The organism is Subsaximicrobium wynnwilliamsii (assembly GCF_007997225.1).
In the GTDB taxonomy this organism is placed as follows: Bacteria; Bacteroidota; Bacteroidia; order Flavobacteriales; family Flavobacteriaceae; genus Psychroserpens; species Psychroserpens wynnwilliamsii.
This window is the reverse complement of the sequence record NZ_VORM01000001.1, coordinates 42,119-58,827: the sequence shown is the minus strand read 5'-3', so window position 1 is coordinate 58,827 and position 16,709 is coordinate 42,119. Positions and strand designations below refer to the sequence as shown.

Below are 16,709 nucleotides of genomic sequence, written 5' to 3'. Positions count from 1 at the left end.
AAAGTTTTGGTGTCAACGACTTACGTTGATAACGAATAACCAAAAAAGAAGTTTAAAATGGCAAACTATAAATACGATTTAGAGGAACGCTTAATTCAGTTTGCTGTGGAGGTTATATTAATCTGTGGAAAAATCGATGGAAATTTCGCCTCTCAGCATTTGGCAAAACAATTGATTCGTTCTGCCACAGCTTCAGCCTTAAATTATGGCGAAGCGCAAGGTGCAGAATCTTCAAGGGATTTTCTTCATAAAATGAAGATTTGCTTAAAGGAATTGAGAGAGTCCTTAGTCAACTTAAAGATTCAGAAAGGCGCAAATTTAATTAAGGATATAGAGCGCTTAGATAAGTTGCTATCGGAGAATAATGAATTGATTGCCATTTTCGTTTCCAGTATTCGTACGGCACAGAGTAAGAATAATATCCAAAAATAAAAAGTAAGGTAAAGCACTTAATTGAAAACTTAAGACTTAAATAAATGCTGATGTGAGCACCACCTTCAAATAGAAGCAAGATTGAAAAACTTCGAAATTCAACATTCCAAATTGGATATTCGATATTTATATTTTAGAATTATGAACATAGGAATTATAGGAAGCGGAACAATGGGTTCCGGCATAGCGCAAGTCGCAGCCACAGCAGGGTGCAATGTCAAATTATTCGACACCAATCAGGCGGCTCTCGATAAAGCAAAAGCTTCCCTCGAAAAAATATTGGCGCGGTTGATTGAAAAAGGACGCATCGATTCCGAAGAAAAACAGCGCATTCAGAATAACATAACTTACGTGTCGCAGTTAAAGGATTTATCAGATTCCGATTTGACCATTGAGGCCATTGTCGAAAATCTAGACATCAAGAAGAGCGTTTTTTCAGAATTGGAAACCTACGTTTCCGAAGATTGCATCATCGCTTCAAATACCTCAAGCTTGTCAATTGCATCCATCGCAGCATCCCTCAAAAAACCCGAGCGATGTATCGGGATTCACTTTTTCAACCCAGCACCTTTGATGAGGTTGGTAGAAGTGATTCCTGCCATTCAGACGTCTAAAGCGGTATTGGAAACTGCAGTAAAAACCATTTCCGACTGGAAAAAAACCGTCGCCATCGCCAAAGACACGCCCGGCTTTATCGTCAACCGTGTGGCAAGACCATTTTACGGCGAAGCCTTACGGATTTATGAAGAAGGCATTGCAGATTTTGCGAGCATAGATGCAGCCATGAAAAAACTGGGAGGTTTCAAAATGGGGCCTTTCGAGCTTATGGATTTCATTGGCAACGACGTCAATTACACCGTAACCGAAACCGTATTTACCGCCTTTTATTTCGACCCAAGGTACAAGCCCTCACTTACCCAAAAGCGCTTTGCAGAAGCTGGCTACCTCGGCAGAAAATCTGGAAAAGGATTTTACGACTATGATTCAAACGGTAAGGCTGTCATTCCGAGCGCAACGAAGGAATCTCATGATACCAAATTGCAGGAGCAAATCTTCAACCGCGTTCTCGTCATGCTCATCAACGAAGCAGCAGATGCTTTGTTTCTAAATATCGCTTCCGCGGAAGACATCGATAACGCCATGACCAAAGGCGTCAATTATCCAAAAGGCCTATTGGCTTGGGCTAACGAAAAAGGCATCGCTTGGTGCGTTGACCACATGGACGAACTCTACAACACCTATCGCGAAGACCGATACCGATGCAGCCCTTTGTTGCGGAAAAAACTAAAAGAAGGTGTGGGGTTTGAGATTTAAGGACTAGGCATTAGGGATTAGGAATTAGGAATTAGTAAATGTGAGTATATGAAAAGTAATTATCATTTTAAGTTTGAAGATTTACAGGTCTATCAAAAAGCAATGGATTTTGGAGAAACAGTGGATGCATTGGTAAAAAAATTCCCAAATCATGAATTGTATGCATTGTCTTCTCAATTTAGAAGAGCTTCCGACTCAATTGCATTAAATATAGCCGAGGGTTATCCAGGTTCTGATGCACAATTCGTTAAACATTTGAATCATGCTATTTATAGCGCAAATGAATGCGTTAGTTGCAGCACTAAAGCGAAACGGCGTTCCTATTTTGAATTTGAAACAGATGAAGAGAATCGAAAGATGTTGTCAGAACTGACAAAGATGATGTCTTCATTGATGAGAAAAATTCTAGAAAGGAATCAGCATAACTAATCCCTAATCCCAAATCCCTAATGCCAATCAACGAAAGTAACATATCCCATAAAATGCTAAGTCAAGATGCCTTCAGCTCCTGGCTCGGCATCCAAATCCTGGAATCTGAAATCGGGCGCTGTAAGGTTGGGATGACCATTAGAAAGGACATGCTCAATAGTATGGGCAAAGCACACGGCGGGATAAGTTATGCTTTGGCAGATACCGCTTGTGGCTTTGCAGCCAACTCCCACGGAAAATATGCGGTGTCTATTGAAACCAGTATCAACCATATTGAAGCTTTGGAAGAAGGCGATTATTTGGTGGCGGAATCGGTAATCGAAAAAGTGAAAAATAAATTGGGATTTAACATCGTTGAGGTTAAACGAGACAATGAATTAGTTGCGCTTTTTAAAGGGATTGTTTACAGAACTAATAAAGAATGGGAATAAAAAATTATTACTTTTATAAGCGTTTAACCAAAACACTAAAAAAATGAAATGGCAGGGTAATAGAAAAAGCGGTAATGTGGAAGACCGTCGTGGGATGGGCGGCAAAGGCAAGCTCGTTGCCGGTGGCGGCGTTATTGCGATTATAGTAATCGCATTGCAGCTCTTTGGCGGCGAAACAGGTCAGCAATTGGCACCCATCGTCGAACAGTTGGGTAGCGGTCAATCCACACAGCAAGTAGAGCAAAGAGAGCTGACAAGCGAAGAACAGGAAATGGGCGATTTTATGGCGACTATTCTGGCCTATACTGAAGATACTTGGACGGATATTTTCAGCGAAAATAATTTAGGAACCTATCAAAAACCGAATATGGTATTATTTATAGATGCGGTAAGCACAGGTTGTGGAAACGCCAGTTCGGCCTCCGGCCCGTTTTATTGTCCGGCAGACCAAAAACTGTACATGGATTTGGCTTTCTTTGATGAATTGAAAACCCGTTTTGGTGCCAAGGGTGGCGATTTTGCCATTGCTTACGTCACTGCCCATGAAATTGGGCACCACATCCAAACCTTAATGGGCACTTCCAAAAAAGTAAGGCAATTACAATAGCAAACCAATGAGACTGAGGCAAATGAACTTTCGGTGGCACAAGAGCTTCAGGCCGATTTCTACGCAGGCGTTAGGGCAAATCGAAACAAGCAATACCTTGAAGCTGGCGACATCGAAGAAGCCATGAGTGCTGCCAATGCTGTGGGCGACGATGCCATTCAAAAAAGAACACGAGGTAGTGTGTCTCCAGATAGCTTTACCCACGGTACTTCCGAGCAACGGATGCAATGGTTTATGAAAGGCTATAACACTGGAGATATTAGACAAGGCGATACGTTTTCAGCGCTTTTAAATTAGACGAATAGAATAACGAATATTGAACTGAAGAATGATGAATAATGAAGTGGCGTCTTGATAACCAACGAGTTTGAGATCAAAGCATGAATTTTAAGATTTCGGAGTTTTTTTTTACTTCGATATTCAGTAATCAAAATTCGATATTCATAATTAACAATATCCAATGCTGAACCGAAGCATAATGATTAGTAAATCGGCTTAGCGATAACTATAAAATTTAAACCAAACTAATGAAATTTGAGATTTCGGAGTTTTTTTACTTCGATATTCAGTAATCAAAATTCGATATTCATAATTAACAATATCCAATGCATAACCGAAGCATGACGAGTAACAAATCGGCTTAGCGGTAACTATAAAATTTAAACTTAAATAATGAATTTTGAGATTTGGGGTTTTTTACTTCGATATTCAGTAATCAAAATTCGATATTCACAATTAACAATGGAAGCATACATCATAGACGGAATTAGAACACCAATAGGAAACTACAAAGGCACATTATCGACAGTGCGAACAGACGATTTAGCAGCCTTGGTCATTGCCGAAATCGTAAAACGAAACCCAAACATTCCACCAGAGGCCTATGACGATGTCATTATGGGCTGTGCCAATCAGGCTGGCGAAGACAATCGAAATGTGGCAAGAATGGCCTCGCTTTTAGCAGGATTGCCGTTTACGGTGCCTGGAGAAACAGTGAACCGGTTGTGCAGTTCTGGCTTATCGGCCATGATTCATGCCAACCGAGCTATAAAGGCCGGCGATGGCGACGTGTTTATTTCTGGCGGGGTTGAGAATATGACCCGCGGTCCCTACGTGATGTCTAAACCGTCCACAGGGTTTGGTGGCGATTCCAAGATGTACGACTCTACCTTCGGATGGCGTTTTATCAACCCGAAAATGGAAAAAATGTACGGTACCGACGGTATGGGAACCACTGCTGAAAATCTAGTCGAGAAGTACAAAATCTCACGTGAAGACCAAGATAAATTTGCTTATTGGAGCCAGATGAAGGCTACAAAAGCACAAGAAAACGGAAGATTGGCCAAAGAAATCATGACGGTCGAAATTCCGCAGCGCAAAAAGGACCCGATACAATTTTCTAAAGATGAATTTGTCAAACCAAAAACATCCCTAGAAATTTTAGGGAAATTGCGCCCGGCGTTCAAAAAGGAAAACGGGAGCGTTACTGCTGGAAATTCCTCGGGGTTAAACGATGGTGCGGCGGCAACGATTATTGCTTCCGAAGCCGCTATAAAAAAATATAATCTTACGCCTTTAGCAAGGATTGTAAGCTCTGCAGTAGTGGGCGTTGAACCTCGAGTTATGGGCATTGGACCGGTGGAAGCTTCAAATAAAGCCTTGAAAAAAGCAGGCTTGACCATGGCCGATATGGACGTTATTGAATTGAATGAAGCCTTCGCTGCCCAAGCTTTGGCATGCACCAGAGCTTGGGGCATTGCCGATGACGACCCAAGATTGAATCCCAATGGCGGCTCCATTGCAATTGGGCATCCGCTAGGTGTCACAGGTGCTCGACTTACCTATTCTGCAGCTATTGAATTGAAGGAGCAAAACAAACGATATGCTTTGGTTACCATGTGTATTGGTGTTGGGCAAGGCTATGCCTGCGTGATTGAAAACGCTAATTTTTAACATCTTGCATTTTTCCGATTTGTAAATATGAATTATATTTACAAAATATAAATATAAAATGGCAACATTCACATCTTCTTTACCAGACGACCTTTTGGAAAAATTGGCCAACGAAGCCAAAAACCTTCATATTCCGAAAAACAAGCTTATTGAGAAAGCCTTAACCATGTATTTACAGGAATTGAAAAAAGCGCGATATGCGAAATCTTTTCGACGCGCTTCAGAGGATAAGGATGTCATGGCAATGGCGGAAGAAGGCATGGCAGATTATTTCGAAATGCTTCAGAAACATGATACAGAATGAGGCAAAGAGAAATTTGGAACGTCTATTTTGACCCTGTTCAAGGAAGTGAGCAGGCAGGGAATAGACCAGCGGTAATTGTTAGCGGAAACAACTTAAATAAAAACTTGGATGTGGTGTGGGTTTGTCCCTTGTCCTCATCGATACATAAGTTTGAAGGAAATCCTATACTTGAGCCAGACGCTGAGAACGGATTAAAACTGAAATCAGAAATCATGATATTCCATTTGAGGTCAATCTCCAAAGAACGATTTAAAAAAAAGATTGGTTCAATTTCTTCAAAGGAAATGGATGCCGTTTTTGTAACGATAAATGATTTAATGGTTTTTTAAGTTCATGAGTCATGCATGCAAGATTTTAAATCCTGCAGTTTGAGGGTTTACAGAAATAATGAAATAGAGCTCTTAGTGTTCGTTTAATATAAGGGTTTTATATAGATCATAATAGAAGAATAAACAAATTACCTTTCTTAGGAAAGGAATAAGGATAGTAATGAATAAAATACAACACTACATACAAGGCAACTGGACCACAGGAACTGAAGAAGGCACACCAATACACGATGCCATCACGGGCGAAGCGTTCACTAGTATCGCCATTGAAGGTCTTGATATCCCAGAAATCCTTAACTACGGAAGAACAAAAGGTGGCGAGAAACTTCGTAAAATGACCTTTCAGGAGCGTGGTAATATGCTCAAAAGCCTGGCTTTTTATTTAACCAAGCGCAAGGAAGAATTCTACGAATTAAGCTATAGAACAGGCGCCACGCGCAAAGACAGCTGGGTTGATATTGAAGGGGGCTTCGGTAACTTATTCGCCAATGCTTCCCTAAGAAAACTATTTCCCAATCAAGCCTATCACGTTGAAGGCGAACCCATAGATTTATCCCGCGGTGGACGCTTTATGGCGCACCACATCATGGTGCCTAAAAAAGGCGTGGCGGTTCATATCAATGCCTTCAATTTTCCAGTTTGGGGCATGTTGGAGAAATGCGCTGTCAATTGGATGGCGGGCGTACCAGCAGTGGTCTTGCCGGCACCTTCTTCTTCGTATTTGGCAGAAGCTGTTGCGCGAAGCATCATCGCTTCTGGGATTTTACCTGAAGGAGCTCTGCAAATCATCAACGGGACGGTTAAAAATATTTTGGACACCGTTGAATCCCAAGATGTCGTAACCTTTACGGGTTCTGCAAAAACGGGACGTTTGTTAAAGGCACACCCTCGATTGATTCAGGAATCGGTGCCTTTTACCATGGAAGCAGATTCATTGAACGCTTCTGTTTTAGGCGAAGATGCGGTGCCAGGAACACCAGAATTCGACTTGTTTATCAAGGAAGTTAGAAATGAAATGACCTCAAAGTGCGGACAAAAATGTACGGCCATTCGTCGTGTCATTGTTCCGGAACATTTGGTTGAAGACGTACAAATTTCACTCGGTAAAGCCTTGGATAAAGTGACCATTGGCGACCCTAGATTGAAAGAAGTGCGCATGGGGTCTTTGGTAAGTCAACAGCAAGTGCAGGCGGTTCGGGATTCGGTTGCCGATTTGGCTAAGGAAGCTCAAATCGTTTATGGGGATTTGGATACGATTGAAACCATAGGTGCCGATGCCAAAAAAGGCGCGTTTATTAGTCCTATTTTACTCAGGGCAGACCATCCGTTTCAGAATAGCATTATTCATGAGCGAGAGGCTTTTGGTCCAGTGAGTACGATTATGCCTTATAAAAATTTAGACGAAGCCATTCAGTTGGCACAGATGGGGAAAGGCTCTTTAGTGTCTTCCATCGCTACAAATGATGATAAAATCGCCAAAGATTATGTGATTAATGCTGCCAGCCACCACGGAAGGATTTTAGTACTCAACCGCGAAAGCGCCAAGGAAAGCACAGGTCATGGTTCGCCATTGCCCTATTTGGTGCACGGAGGTCCGGGGCGCGCTGGAGGTGGCGAGGAAATGGGTGGCATGAGAGGTATAAAACATTATTTGCAGCGCACCGCCATTCAAGGTTCGCCAAGCACAATTACCGAAATCACTGGTATTTATCAGCAAAATTCAAAATATAAGGAAGCTGAACAGCATCCGTTCAAATACCATTGGGAAGATATTGAGCCTGGAATGTCGCTAAAAACACATAACCGAACCTTTACCGATACCGATATCATCAATTTTGCGAATCTCACGTGGGACCATTTTTATGCGCATACCGATATCACATCTCTCGACGGAAGTATTTTTGAACATAGAACGGCACATGGTTATTTTATTATTTCTGCAGCAGCAGGATTGTTTGTGTATCCCAATAAAGGCCCTGTCGCTGCCAATTATGGTCTCGAAGAATGCCGATTTCTGCGTCCCTTGTACCATAACGATACAGTTTATGTAAGATTGACCTGCAAGCAAAAAGTGGACAGAGATGTCGCTTCCGCCGAGCACCCTAGCGGCATCGTAAAATGGTACGTTGAGGTTTTTGATGCACTTACCGACGAGAAAGTTGCCTTTGCCACCGTATTGACCATGGTTCAGAAAAAACAGGAAATTTTTGTAGAGTTGACTTCGGAAAAAATAGAGGAATGTCTTGATAATCTTTTCCAAGACACCAAACCAAAATGGGGCATCATGACGCCGCAGCACATGATAGAGCATTTGGAATTCACTTATAAGATTGCTTCCGGCGAGATTCAGGATTTTGAAGTGGCGACGCCCGAAAAGTATTTGGAGAAAGTGCATCACAGCTTATATAATTACGAGAAGTTTCCGAAGGGCACCAATTTCCCGCTGTTGGAAAAAGACAAACTAGAGGATTTAAAGTATCCCGATTTGCAAACAGCTATAGATAAATTCAAGGCACAACGCGAAAAGTATTTAGAGTTTTTTAAAGAAAATCCCGACGCCAAATTAAAAAATCTGGTTTTTGGGGAATTGAATCGCTATGAATCTTATTTACTTGAAAGAAAGCACCTATCGCACCACTTTGAACAATTTGGGCTATTATGATTGTCAATGCGCAGCATTCATAAGTCAATGCGCATTTATTGCGCATTCGTTTGATTGATTACGAATACACAAATCATGGTTTCTTAAAATATCAGAGAAATGTCGAAAAAATATTACACTTACATTTTAACCCATGAAAGAAATCATATTTTCTATGTTGGGGTAACCAACAATATTGAAAGACGCATGAGTGAACACAAAACAGCTACTCATGACCCACGTGGGTTATTACAATATAAAAAAGTTAGTTTACTTCGAAGAACACATAGATATTAGAGTTGCCATTCGAAGAGAAAAAACCATTAAAAAGTGGAAACGACAATGGAAGATCAATATAATTACAGAAATGAATCATGAATGGAAAGACCTGAGCGCAAATTGGGGTTTTTCAGAATACAATAAGAATAACGATTAATACGAATGCGCAACAAGTGCGCAATGACAAAAGAAAGAACATGACCAAACCATACGTAAAACAAAATATAGAAAGTGAAGTAGCCTACATCGAATTTTTCCATCCAGCGCACAATTCCTTACCTGGAGATATATTGGCAAAATTGGCTAAAACCATAACCGAAGCAGGCGAGAATGACGATATTAAAGTCATCGTCCTGAAAAGTGGCGGCGACAGGACATTCTGTGCTGGTGCAAGTTTTAAGGAACTCATCAACATCAACGACGCCGAGACCGGAAAGGAGTTTTTCTCAGGCTTTGCGAACGTCATTAACGCGATGCGTAAATGTCCGAAATTTATCATTGGGCGCATCCAGGGCAAGACTGTTGGAGGAGGTGTTGGATTGGCAGCTTCAACCGATTATTGCATGGCGACTAAATTTTCAGCCATTAAGTTAAGTGAATTGAATTTGGGCATTGGCCCATTTGTAGTTGGTCCAGTCATCGAACGCAAAATAGGCTTAAGCGCCATGTCGCAAATCGCCATTGATGCCAACAGTTTTTATGAGCCAGAATGGGCGAAGCAAAAAGGGTTGTTCACTCAGGTTTACGATAGCACAGAAGCTTTGGATGAGGCCGTAAAAGCAACCGCCGAGCATTTATGTACTTACAATCCTGAAGCCATGATAGAAATGAAAAAAGTATTCTGGACAGGTACTGATAATTGGGACGATTTATTGGCCGAACGCGCAGAAACCAGCGGAAGATTGGTATTAAGTGCCTTTACGAAGGAGAAGTTGAAAACGTATAAATAGCTGTGAGTAATGAGCTTTTAGCCATGAGTAGATAACCTTATAATTTAGAATGAAACTATATGCAATTCGAAAGTAAGTATCATTTTAGTTTTGAAAATTTGATTGTTTATCAAAAGGCAATTGTATTTGGGGAGCAAATTGACAAGTTAGTAAAGACTTTTCCGAAAGATGAAATGTTCCGCTTATCTTCCCAGTTTAGCCGAGCAGCAGACGCAATTCCAGCCAATATTTCTGAAGGTTCAGCGAGTACTGATCCTAACTTTAATAGATATTTGAAAATGGCGTGGGATAGCAGTCACGAATGTGTCACTTGGAATACCAAAGCGTATCTAAGAAAGTATATTACTATGGAAGAGTTTGAAGCAAATCGAGAATTACTTACTGAAATCGGAAAGATGATTTCTTCATTAAGAAAGAAATTAACATCTTGAAGATGTTGAAACTCATAGCTCACAACTCACAACTCAAAGCTTAGAACATGATTTATTCATTTAAAGATTTCATCCCAGTCATCCACGAATCCAGTTTCGTGCATCCACTCGCTGCGGTAACGGGAAATGTGATTATTGGCAAAAACTGTTACATCGGTCCAGGAGCGGCGATACGTGGCGATTGGGGGCAGATTATTTTGGAAGATGGCGTCAACGTGCAGGAAAATTGTACGGTGCACATGTTTCCTGGGAAGTCGATAACCTTGAAAGAAAGCGCGCATGTAGGTCATGGTGCAATAATTCATGGTGCAAACTTGGGCAGAAATTGCTTGATTGGGATGAATTCCGTCATCATGGATGATGCCGAAATTGGCGACGAAAGTATCATAGGCGCGATGTCTTTTGTCAAGGCCGAAACCAAAATCCCTAAGAGGAGCCTGGTCGTTGGGAACCCCGCCAAAGTGATTAAACAAGTGAGTGATGACATGATTGCTTGGAAAACCAAGGGCACGCAATTGTATCAACAATTGCCAACCGATTGCCACGAGAGTTTAAGAGAAGTGCAGCCTTTGAGAACGGTTCCAGAAAACAGGAAACTTCAGGAAGATGTATATAAAACGCTTCGTGATTTTATGAAAAAATAGAAACGTTGAAAATAGACCTCACAGGTTTTGAAAACCTGTTAGGTCTGAGAAAACAAAATACATGAGTAAAGAAAAGGGAATTCCAAATACGCAAGAATTAAAGATGCCGAAAATGGGCGAGAGCATCACTGAAGGCACGATCATCAATTGGCTCGTCAACGAAGGCGACACCTTTGAAGAAGGCGATATCATTTTGGAGGTTGCTACCGATAAGGTGGATAACGAAGTGCCTGCGCCAGTTTCAGGAACCTTAAAAGAAATTGTTCATAAAGCTAAGGATGTGGTGCCCGTGGGAGAGGTACTGGCTATTTTGGAAGTTTCCGATGAGGGGAAATCGAAATCGAAATCAGAATCTTTTTCAAACAAAGAGAAAGAATCTCATCAAGAAAAGGAAAAGATTGATACACCAAAGTCATCTTCAAAGTCATCTTCAAGTTCAACTTCAACTTCAAGTTCAACTTCAACTTCAACTTCAATTTCGAATTCAAACACCTTCTTCTCACCACTCATTCAATCCATCGCCAAAGAACAGCACATTAGTTTTGAGGAATTGGCAAGAATCCCTGCAACGGGTCATGATGGGCGACTGCGAAAAAGCGATGTGTTCAATTATATCGAGGATGGCAGACCCAACAAATTTGCGCAACTTGCGGCGCCACAAGACCCAACTGCGTATCGCATACCGCAACTGACTTTCGATAAAGGCAAAGGGAAAATCATCAAAATGGACCGCATGCGCCAGATGATTGCAGACCACATGGTGTATTCAACCCACACCTCGCCTCACGTTACTGCTTATGTGGAAGCCGATTTGACTAATATGGTCAACTGGCGGAATGCCAACAAAAAAGCGTTTCAAGAGAAATATGGCGAGCGACTTACTTTTACGCCGCTATTTGTGGAAGCGGTGGCAAAAGCGATTAAGGATTTTCCGAATATAAATGCCTCGGTAGATGGCGCTAACATTATCGTGAAAGAGGATATCAATATCGGTATGGCAACCGCATTACCCAGTGGCAATTTAATTGTGCCGGTCGTAAAAAATGCCGACCAAAAAGACCTAAAAACCTTGGCGGAAAACGTGAATGAAATGGCAGGCAAAGCCAGAGAAAATAAGTTGACTGGCGACGATGTGAAAGGAAGTACGTTTACCATCTCCAACGTGGGCACCTTCGGAAGTGTGATGGGTACACCAATCATCAACCAACCTGAAGTCGCTATTTTAGCCTTGGGCATCATTAAAAAACGCCCCGAAGTCATCGAGACCGAAAAAGGCGACGAAATCGCGATTCGCAGCATGATGTATTTATCCTTATCCTTTGACCACCGCGTTGTCGATGGGTTTTTAGGCGGAAGTTTCGTGCGAAAGGTCGCCGATTATTTTGAGCAATTTGATGCAGATAGAACTATATAACCTGTAAGGTTTTAAAAACCTTGTCGGTTCGAAAAGAAAGATATGATTTAATCAAGTGAGCAATTATTTATTATAACCATTACTCTTTAATTCCTTCCGTTTTGAGGGAAGGTGTCCGCAGGACAGAAGGGTTTCAAAAATTCGTGTATTCGTGGCAAACAAACCAAACAGATTTAATAAAGACATATTGAAAAAAGGATTTTCAAACCTCTGCACCGCAAAAGCAATGACAGATTTGTACGAGGAAAATTTCAAGGAAGTCTCCAAATACGTTCATGCCACCTCACGAGGTCATGAAGCCATCCAAACCGCTTTGGGCATGCAATTATTGCCTCAAGATTATGCGTATCCCTACTATCGGGACGATGCGATGTTACTATCCTTCGGTTGTACGCCTTATGACTTGATGTTGCAGTTATTGGCAAAAAAAGACGACCCGTTTTCTGCCGGAAGAACCTATTATTCCCACCCTAGTTTAAGGGATGATGACAAGCCTAAAATTCCGCATCAATCGTCTGCTACTGGCATGCAAGCCATTCCTGCTACGGGCGCTGCGATGGGATTAAAATATAAAGAGACCCTTTCCGAAGGAAAAAAACCGCCATTCAACGTTCCCCCTTTGGGGGCTAGGGGGATTATCGTCTGCTCCCTTGGCGACGCCTCAGTGACCGAAGGCGAAATTGCTGAAGCTTTTCAAATGGCAGCCTTGAAGCAATTGCCAATCTTATATTTGATACAGGATAATGACTGGGATATTTCAGCAAATGCGGAAGAGACCCGAGCCCAAAACGCCTTTGAATATGCCAAAGGATTCCACGGGTTGGAAGCCATTACCATCGATGGTGCTAATTTTATAGAGAGTTATGAGGCCATTGAAAAAGTGATAAAAACAATGCGTGAGGAGCGTCGCCCATTTTTGGTGCATGCGAAGGTGCCCTTATTGAATCATCACACATCTGGCGTTCGTATGGAATGGTATCGCGATGATTTGGAAGAAGCAAAATCCCGTGACCCATACCCGGTTTTAAAACAGCAGTTGTTGGATAACGGCATTTCTTCCGAAGAAATAGAAAGAATAGAAACCGACGCGAAGCGTAAGGTAGAGACAGCATTCATGCTGTCTAAAAAACAGGATGATCCAACCCCCGAAGATTTATTCACCCACGATTTCGCACCCACACCAATCACAGAGGAAAAAGGCGAACGCGCCCCAAAAGGTGCGGAAAAAGTCGTGATGGTCGATTGCGCCTTATTTGCAGTTGAAGAATTGATGAAAAAGCACCCTGAATGTTTGTTATACGGTCAAGACGTTGGCGGGCGATTGGGAGGCGTGTTTAGAGAGGCAGCGACCTTGGCCCAAAAATTTGGCGATGAGCGGGTGTTCAACACCCCAATTATGGAAGCCTTTATTGTGGGTTCAACGGTTGGGATGAGTGCCGTTGGGTTAAAACCCATTGTAGAGGTGCAATTTGCCGATTATATTTGGCCGGGATTGAATCAATTGTTTACTGAAGTAAGCCGAAGCTGTTACCTTTCCAACGGAAAATGGCCAGTAAGCATGATATTGCGTGTACCTATTGGTGCTTACGGAAGCGGCGGGCCCTACCATTCGTCTTCCATAGAAAGCATCATCACTAATATTCGCGGAATAAAAATTGTCTATCCTAGTAATGGCGCCGATTTAAAAGGCTTGATGAAAGCCGCGTATTACGACCCGAATCCAGTAGTGATTTTGGAGCACAAAGGCTTGTATTGGAGTAAAGTGCCTGGAACTAAAGGTGCGACCTCAATTGAACCTGCGGAAGATTATGTGTTGCCCTTAGGAAAAGCATGGGTGTTACAGGAAATCTGGAAGCAGGAAGAGGTAGAAACCATGACCATCGTGACTTACGGGATGGGCGTGCATTGGGCTTATAATGCTTCCGGCGAGTTGGATATGCGCAAACAAATCGAAATTATTGATTTGAGGACTTTGTTTCCTTTAGATGAAAAGACCATAATGGCTTCCGTCAAAAAAACCGGTAAATGTTTGGTGGTTACTGAAGAGCCTTCAGACAATAGTTTTGCCAGAGCCTTGGCAGGGAAAATTCAAGAGGAATGCTTTAGGTATTTAGATGCGCCCGTAATGACCATTGGGAGTGAGAACATGCCTGCGATTCCTTTAAATTCAGTCTTAGAGGAAACGATGATTCCTTCTACAGAAAAAGTAAAAGCTAAAATCAGAACCTTGATGAATTACTAAATTTTTCAGAATCATCTAATTAAATTTTCAATTTTTGTATATTGACCCATTAATCCATTACATAAAATCATGAAAAAACAACTCCTCTTATTAAGTTTTGCTGTCTGTTTATTTTTAGGAAGTCAAAGCACATTTGCCCAAGCGGCATCCAATGTTCAAAATCAGGCGTACAGCTCTGAAGCCACTCCCAAAATGAGAGCTATGAGAGTCATTGAAACGTTCTCGAGACGTACCGATGTGAGTGCAGAACAAAAGGATGCCATCATTACTTTGTTTAATGATAACCAGCGCAAATACAGCGCAATTGCCACTTTGGAAGATCCTAAACAAAAAGTTGAGAAGGAAGCAAAAATGCAAGTGTATATTGACAAGCAGCTCAAGGGGATTTTAACTGAAGATCAATTTGGACTTTATACAAAAAGTAAGCTATAAACTTAAACGATGTCTATTAAAAAACGATTTGTCACTTGTTTAAAACTTGTGTCAAATCGTTTTTTTTATGCCTTCTGGTAGGCAGGTTTCAAACATCCCAAAGCTTTGTAAGCCATGGGCCGCTATTCTCCATAATTGGTTAAAGCGGATACTCTGAAAGCGGTTTGGTGAACTTTTCTGGGTCTGCAGCCAAATGATATCTAGGATCATCAATGGCTTCTACGATGACCTCTTTAAATTTCGGACTCGCTTTAGCCATGAGTAATTTACAGTCTTCACTCAAATGTTTCAACTTGATGGTTTTGCCTTCCGCCTCATATTTCTTGACTAAATTAAAAATGGCCTCTAAAGCAGAATGATCGCTTACACGGGATTCCACAAAATCAATCTCCACGTTCTGTGGATCGTTCTTGATATCAAATTTACTGTTGAAGTTTTGAATGGATCCAAAAAATAATGGCCCCCAGATTTCATAAGTTTTGGTGCCATCTGGTTGAATGCGTTTTCTAGCTCTAATCATGGTCGCGTTTTTCCAAGCGAAAACCAAAGCCGATATGATGACACCGGCAATGACTGCAATGGCTAAATCTTGCCACACCGTTATGGCTGAAACAGCAACAAGGACGATGGCATCAGAGATGGGAATTTTTTTAATGATTCTAAAACTACTCCAGGCAAAGGTGCCTATTACCACCATAAACATCACACCAACCAAGGCTGCGATAGGAATTTGCTCAATCAACGGTGCTCCAAAAAGTATAAAACACAACAAAGCAACTGCTGCCACTGCTCCAGATAGGCGCCCACGTCCGCCAGAATCCACGTTAATGATAGATTGACCAATCATGGCACAACCGCCCATACCGCCAAAAAGACCATTAAGCATATTGGCGCCACCCTGTGCCACACATTCACGGTTGCCATTACCTCTAGTCTCGGTCATTTCATCGATGAGGTTCAAGGTCATCAATGATTCTATCAAGCCCACAGCAGCTAGAATAAATGCTGTGGAAATGATTAAGTCCCAATGTCCAGCCAATGTTCCGAAGAGTCCGAAAATTTGATCTTGAAAGCTTGGTAAGCCACCTTGCAGTCCTGTACCTCCGCCTTCTTTTATAAAGGAGCCCACGGTGCTAATTTCAATGCCTCCCAAAATAGTAATGCCGGCAACCACAACTATGGCAATCAAGGCAGCAGGAATTTTCTTGGTCAATTTTGGTAAGCCATACATGATCGCCATGGTCAACCCGATAAAGCCCATCATTTTCCAAAAACCTGCATTTGAGAACAGTGCTGAAAACCAAGCTGAAGTCTCATTGAGAAAAGAAATATCCTTTGGCACTGCATTGGGGAATAAACCCAATTGTGAAAGAAAAATCACTATGGCCAGACCATTCACAAACCCCATCATTACGGGATGTGGGATGAGCCTTACAAATTTGCCCAGTTTGAAAACGCCAGCCATTATTTGGATGGCACCAACAAACAATAAAGTGATAAAAAGCCATTGTAAGCCTAGGTTCTCAATTGGTGTATCTAGGGCAACACCAACATCGTTTCCCTTTTGAATCAAGTGCACCATAACAACAGCCATCGCCCCTGTGGCTCCAGAGATCATGCCAGGTCTTCCGCCAAAGAGCGCGGTCACAATGCCCACCATGAAGGCACCATATAGCCCAACGAGAGGGTCAATACCTGCCACAAATGAAAACGCCACTGCCTCTGGCACCAGTGCAAGTGCTACGGTTAATCCAGAAAGGATGTCGTTCTTTGGATTTTGGGTAAAGTTCTTTCGGGTTTTTTGGCCTAATATCATTGGTTATCGATTTTAAAAGGCGGCAAAGATAGGCTTTTAGAAATGAACCCATAAAAGAACA

17 protein-coding genes and 1 pseudogene are annotated in these 16,709 nt (G+C 41.9%); 17 read left to right on the top strand and 1 reads right to left on the bottom strand.

The annotated features are described in order from the left end of the window. Nucleotides 1–57 precede the first annotated feature (57 nt). The 17 genes and pseudogenes from ESY88_RS00230 to ESY88_RS00155 all read left to right on the top strand — a co-directional run bounded on the left by ESY88_RS00230 (nucleotide 58) and on the right by ESY88_RS00155 (nucleotide 14,832). Nucleotides 58–432, top strand: a complete 375-nt coding sequence (locus tag ESY88_RS00230) for a four helix bundle protein (protein ID WP_147084844.1) — start codon at nucleotides 58–60, stop codon at nucleotides 430–432. 141 nt (nucleotides 433–573) lie between these two features. Continuing rightward, complete coding sequence (locus tag ESY88_RS00225; RefSeq protein ID WP_147084843.1) at nucleotides 574–1,746, top strand: 3-hydroxyacyl-CoA dehydrogenase NAD-binding domain-containing protein; 1,173 nt, start codon at nucleotides 574–576, stop codon at nucleotides 1,744–1,746. Nucleotides 1,747–1,794: 48 nt separating this feature from the next. Next, nucleotides 1,795–2,175: a four helix bundle protein gene (locus ESY88_RS00220; protein ID WP_147084842.1), complete on the top strand. Its 381-nt coding sequence runs from the start codon at nucleotides 1,795–1,797 to the stop codon at nucleotides 2,173–2,175. A 20-nt stretch (nucleotides 2,176–2,195) separates the two neighbouring features. Then, on the top strand, nucleotides 2,196–2,606 hold the full coding sequence (locus tag ESY88_RS00215; protein WP_147084841.1) for a PaaI family thioesterase: 411 nt from the start codon (nucleotides 2,196–2,198) through the stop codon (nucleotides 2,604–2,606). Between the two features lie 43 nt (nucleotides 2,607–2,649). Continuing rightward, a pseudogene (gene ypfJ, locus ESY88_RS00210) lies at nucleotides 2,650–3,510 on the top strand (KPN_02809 family neutral zinc metallopeptidase). Between the two features lie 444 nt (nucleotides 3,511–3,954). Then, nucleotides 3,955–5,166 carry a 3-oxoadipyl-CoA thiolase gene (gene pcaF, locus ESY88_RS00205; RefSeq protein WP_147084840.1) on the top strand — a complete coding sequence of 404 codons (1,212 nt, stop codon included), beginning with the start codon at nucleotides 3,955–3,957 and terminating at the stop codon, nucleotides 5,164–5,166. A gap of 58 nt (nucleotides 5,167–5,224) precedes the next feature. Beyond that, nucleotides 5,225–5,470: a ribbon-helix-helix domain-containing protein gene (locus ESY88_RS00200; RefSeq protein ID WP_147084839.1), complete on the top strand. Its 246-nt coding sequence runs from the start codon at nucleotides 5,225–5,227 to the stop codon at nucleotides 5,468–5,470. Continuing rightward, nucleotides 5,467–5,799: a type II toxin-antitoxin system PemK/MazF family toxin gene (locus ESY88_RS00195; RefSeq protein ID WP_147084838.1), complete on the top strand. Its 333-nt coding sequence runs from the start codon at nucleotides 5,467–5,469 to the stop codon at nucleotides 5,797–5,799. Before ESY88_RS00200 ends, ESY88_RS00195 begins: the two co-directional genes overlap by 4 nt. A gap of 160 nt (nucleotides 5,800–5,959) precedes the next feature. Next, a complete protein-coding gene (gene paaZ / locus ESY88_RS00190) occupies nucleotides 5,960–8,461 on the top strand; it encodes a phenylacetic acid degradation bifunctional protein PaaZ (RefSeq protein ID WP_147084837.1) in 2,502 nt (833 codons plus the stop codon). Between the two features lie 99 nt (nucleotides 8,462–8,560). Continuing rightward, on the top strand, nucleotides 8,561–8,737 hold the full coding sequence (locus tag ESY88_RS21300) for a GIY-YIG nuclease family protein (protein WP_223270669.1): 177 nt from the start codon (nucleotides 8,561–8,563) through the stop codon (nucleotides 8,735–8,737). Then, a complete protein-coding gene (locus tag ESY88_RS00185) occupies nucleotides 8,652–8,876 on the top strand; it encodes a GIY-YIG nuclease family protein (protein WP_223270668.1) in 225 nt (74 codons plus the stop codon). Before ESY88_RS21300 ends, ESY88_RS00185 begins: the two co-directional genes overlap by 86 nt. A 40-nt stretch (nucleotides 8,877–8,916) precedes the next feature. Further along, the gene (locus ESY88_RS00180) at nucleotides 8,917–9,669 is read left to right on the top strand and encodes an enoyl-CoA hydratase/isomerase family protein (RefSeq protein WP_147084836.1); all 753 of its coding nucleotides are present in this window, start codon (nucleotides 8,917–8,919) and stop codon (nucleotides 9,667–9,669) included. Nucleotides 9,670–9,728: 59 nt separating this feature from the next. After that, nucleotides 9,729–10,100 (top strand): four helix bundle protein, encoded by a 372-nt coding sequence (locus ESY88_RS00175; RefSeq protein WP_147084835.1) that lies wholly within the window; start codon nucleotides 9,729–9,731, stop codon nucleotides 10,098–10,100. Nucleotides 10,101–10,147: 47 nt separating this feature from the next. Next, nucleotides 10,148–10,744, top strand: a complete 597-nt coding sequence (locus tag ESY88_RS00170) for an acyltransferase (RefSeq protein ID WP_147084834.1) — start codon at nucleotides 10,148–10,150, stop codon at nucleotides 10,742–10,744. Nucleotides 10,745–10,805: 61 nt separating this feature from the next. Beyond that, nucleotides 10,806–12,158: a dihydrolipoamide acetyltransferase family protein gene (locus ESY88_RS00165; RefSeq protein ID WP_147084833.1), complete on the top strand. Its 1,353-nt coding sequence runs from the start codon at nucleotides 10,806–10,808 to the stop codon at nucleotides 12,156–12,158. 226 nt (nucleotides 12,159–12,384) lie between these two features. Then, nucleotides 12,385–14,400 carry an alpha-ketoacid dehydrogenase subunit alpha/beta gene (locus ESY88_RS00160; RefSeq protein WP_147085059.1) on the top strand — a complete coding sequence of 672 codons (2,016 nt, stop codon included), beginning with the start codon at nucleotides 12,385–12,387 and terminating at the stop codon, nucleotides 14,398–14,400. Nucleotides 14,401–14,469: 69 nt separating this feature from the next. Then, nucleotides 14,470–14,832, top strand: a complete 363-nt coding sequence (locus ESY88_RS00155) for a hypothetical protein (RefSeq protein ID WP_147084832.1) — start codon at nucleotides 14,470–14,472, stop codon at nucleotides 14,830–14,832. 139 nt (nucleotides 14,833–14,971) lie between these two features. Here ESY88_RS00155 and ESY88_RS00150 read toward each other — a convergent pair whose 3' ends face one another. Continuing rightward, nucleotides 14,972–16,648, bottom strand: a complete 1,677-nt coding sequence (locus tag ESY88_RS00150) for a SulP family inorganic anion transporter (RefSeq protein WP_147084831.1) — start codon at nucleotides 16,646–16,648, stop codon at nucleotides 14,972–14,974. Nucleotides 16,649–16,709 lie beyond the last annotated feature (61 nt).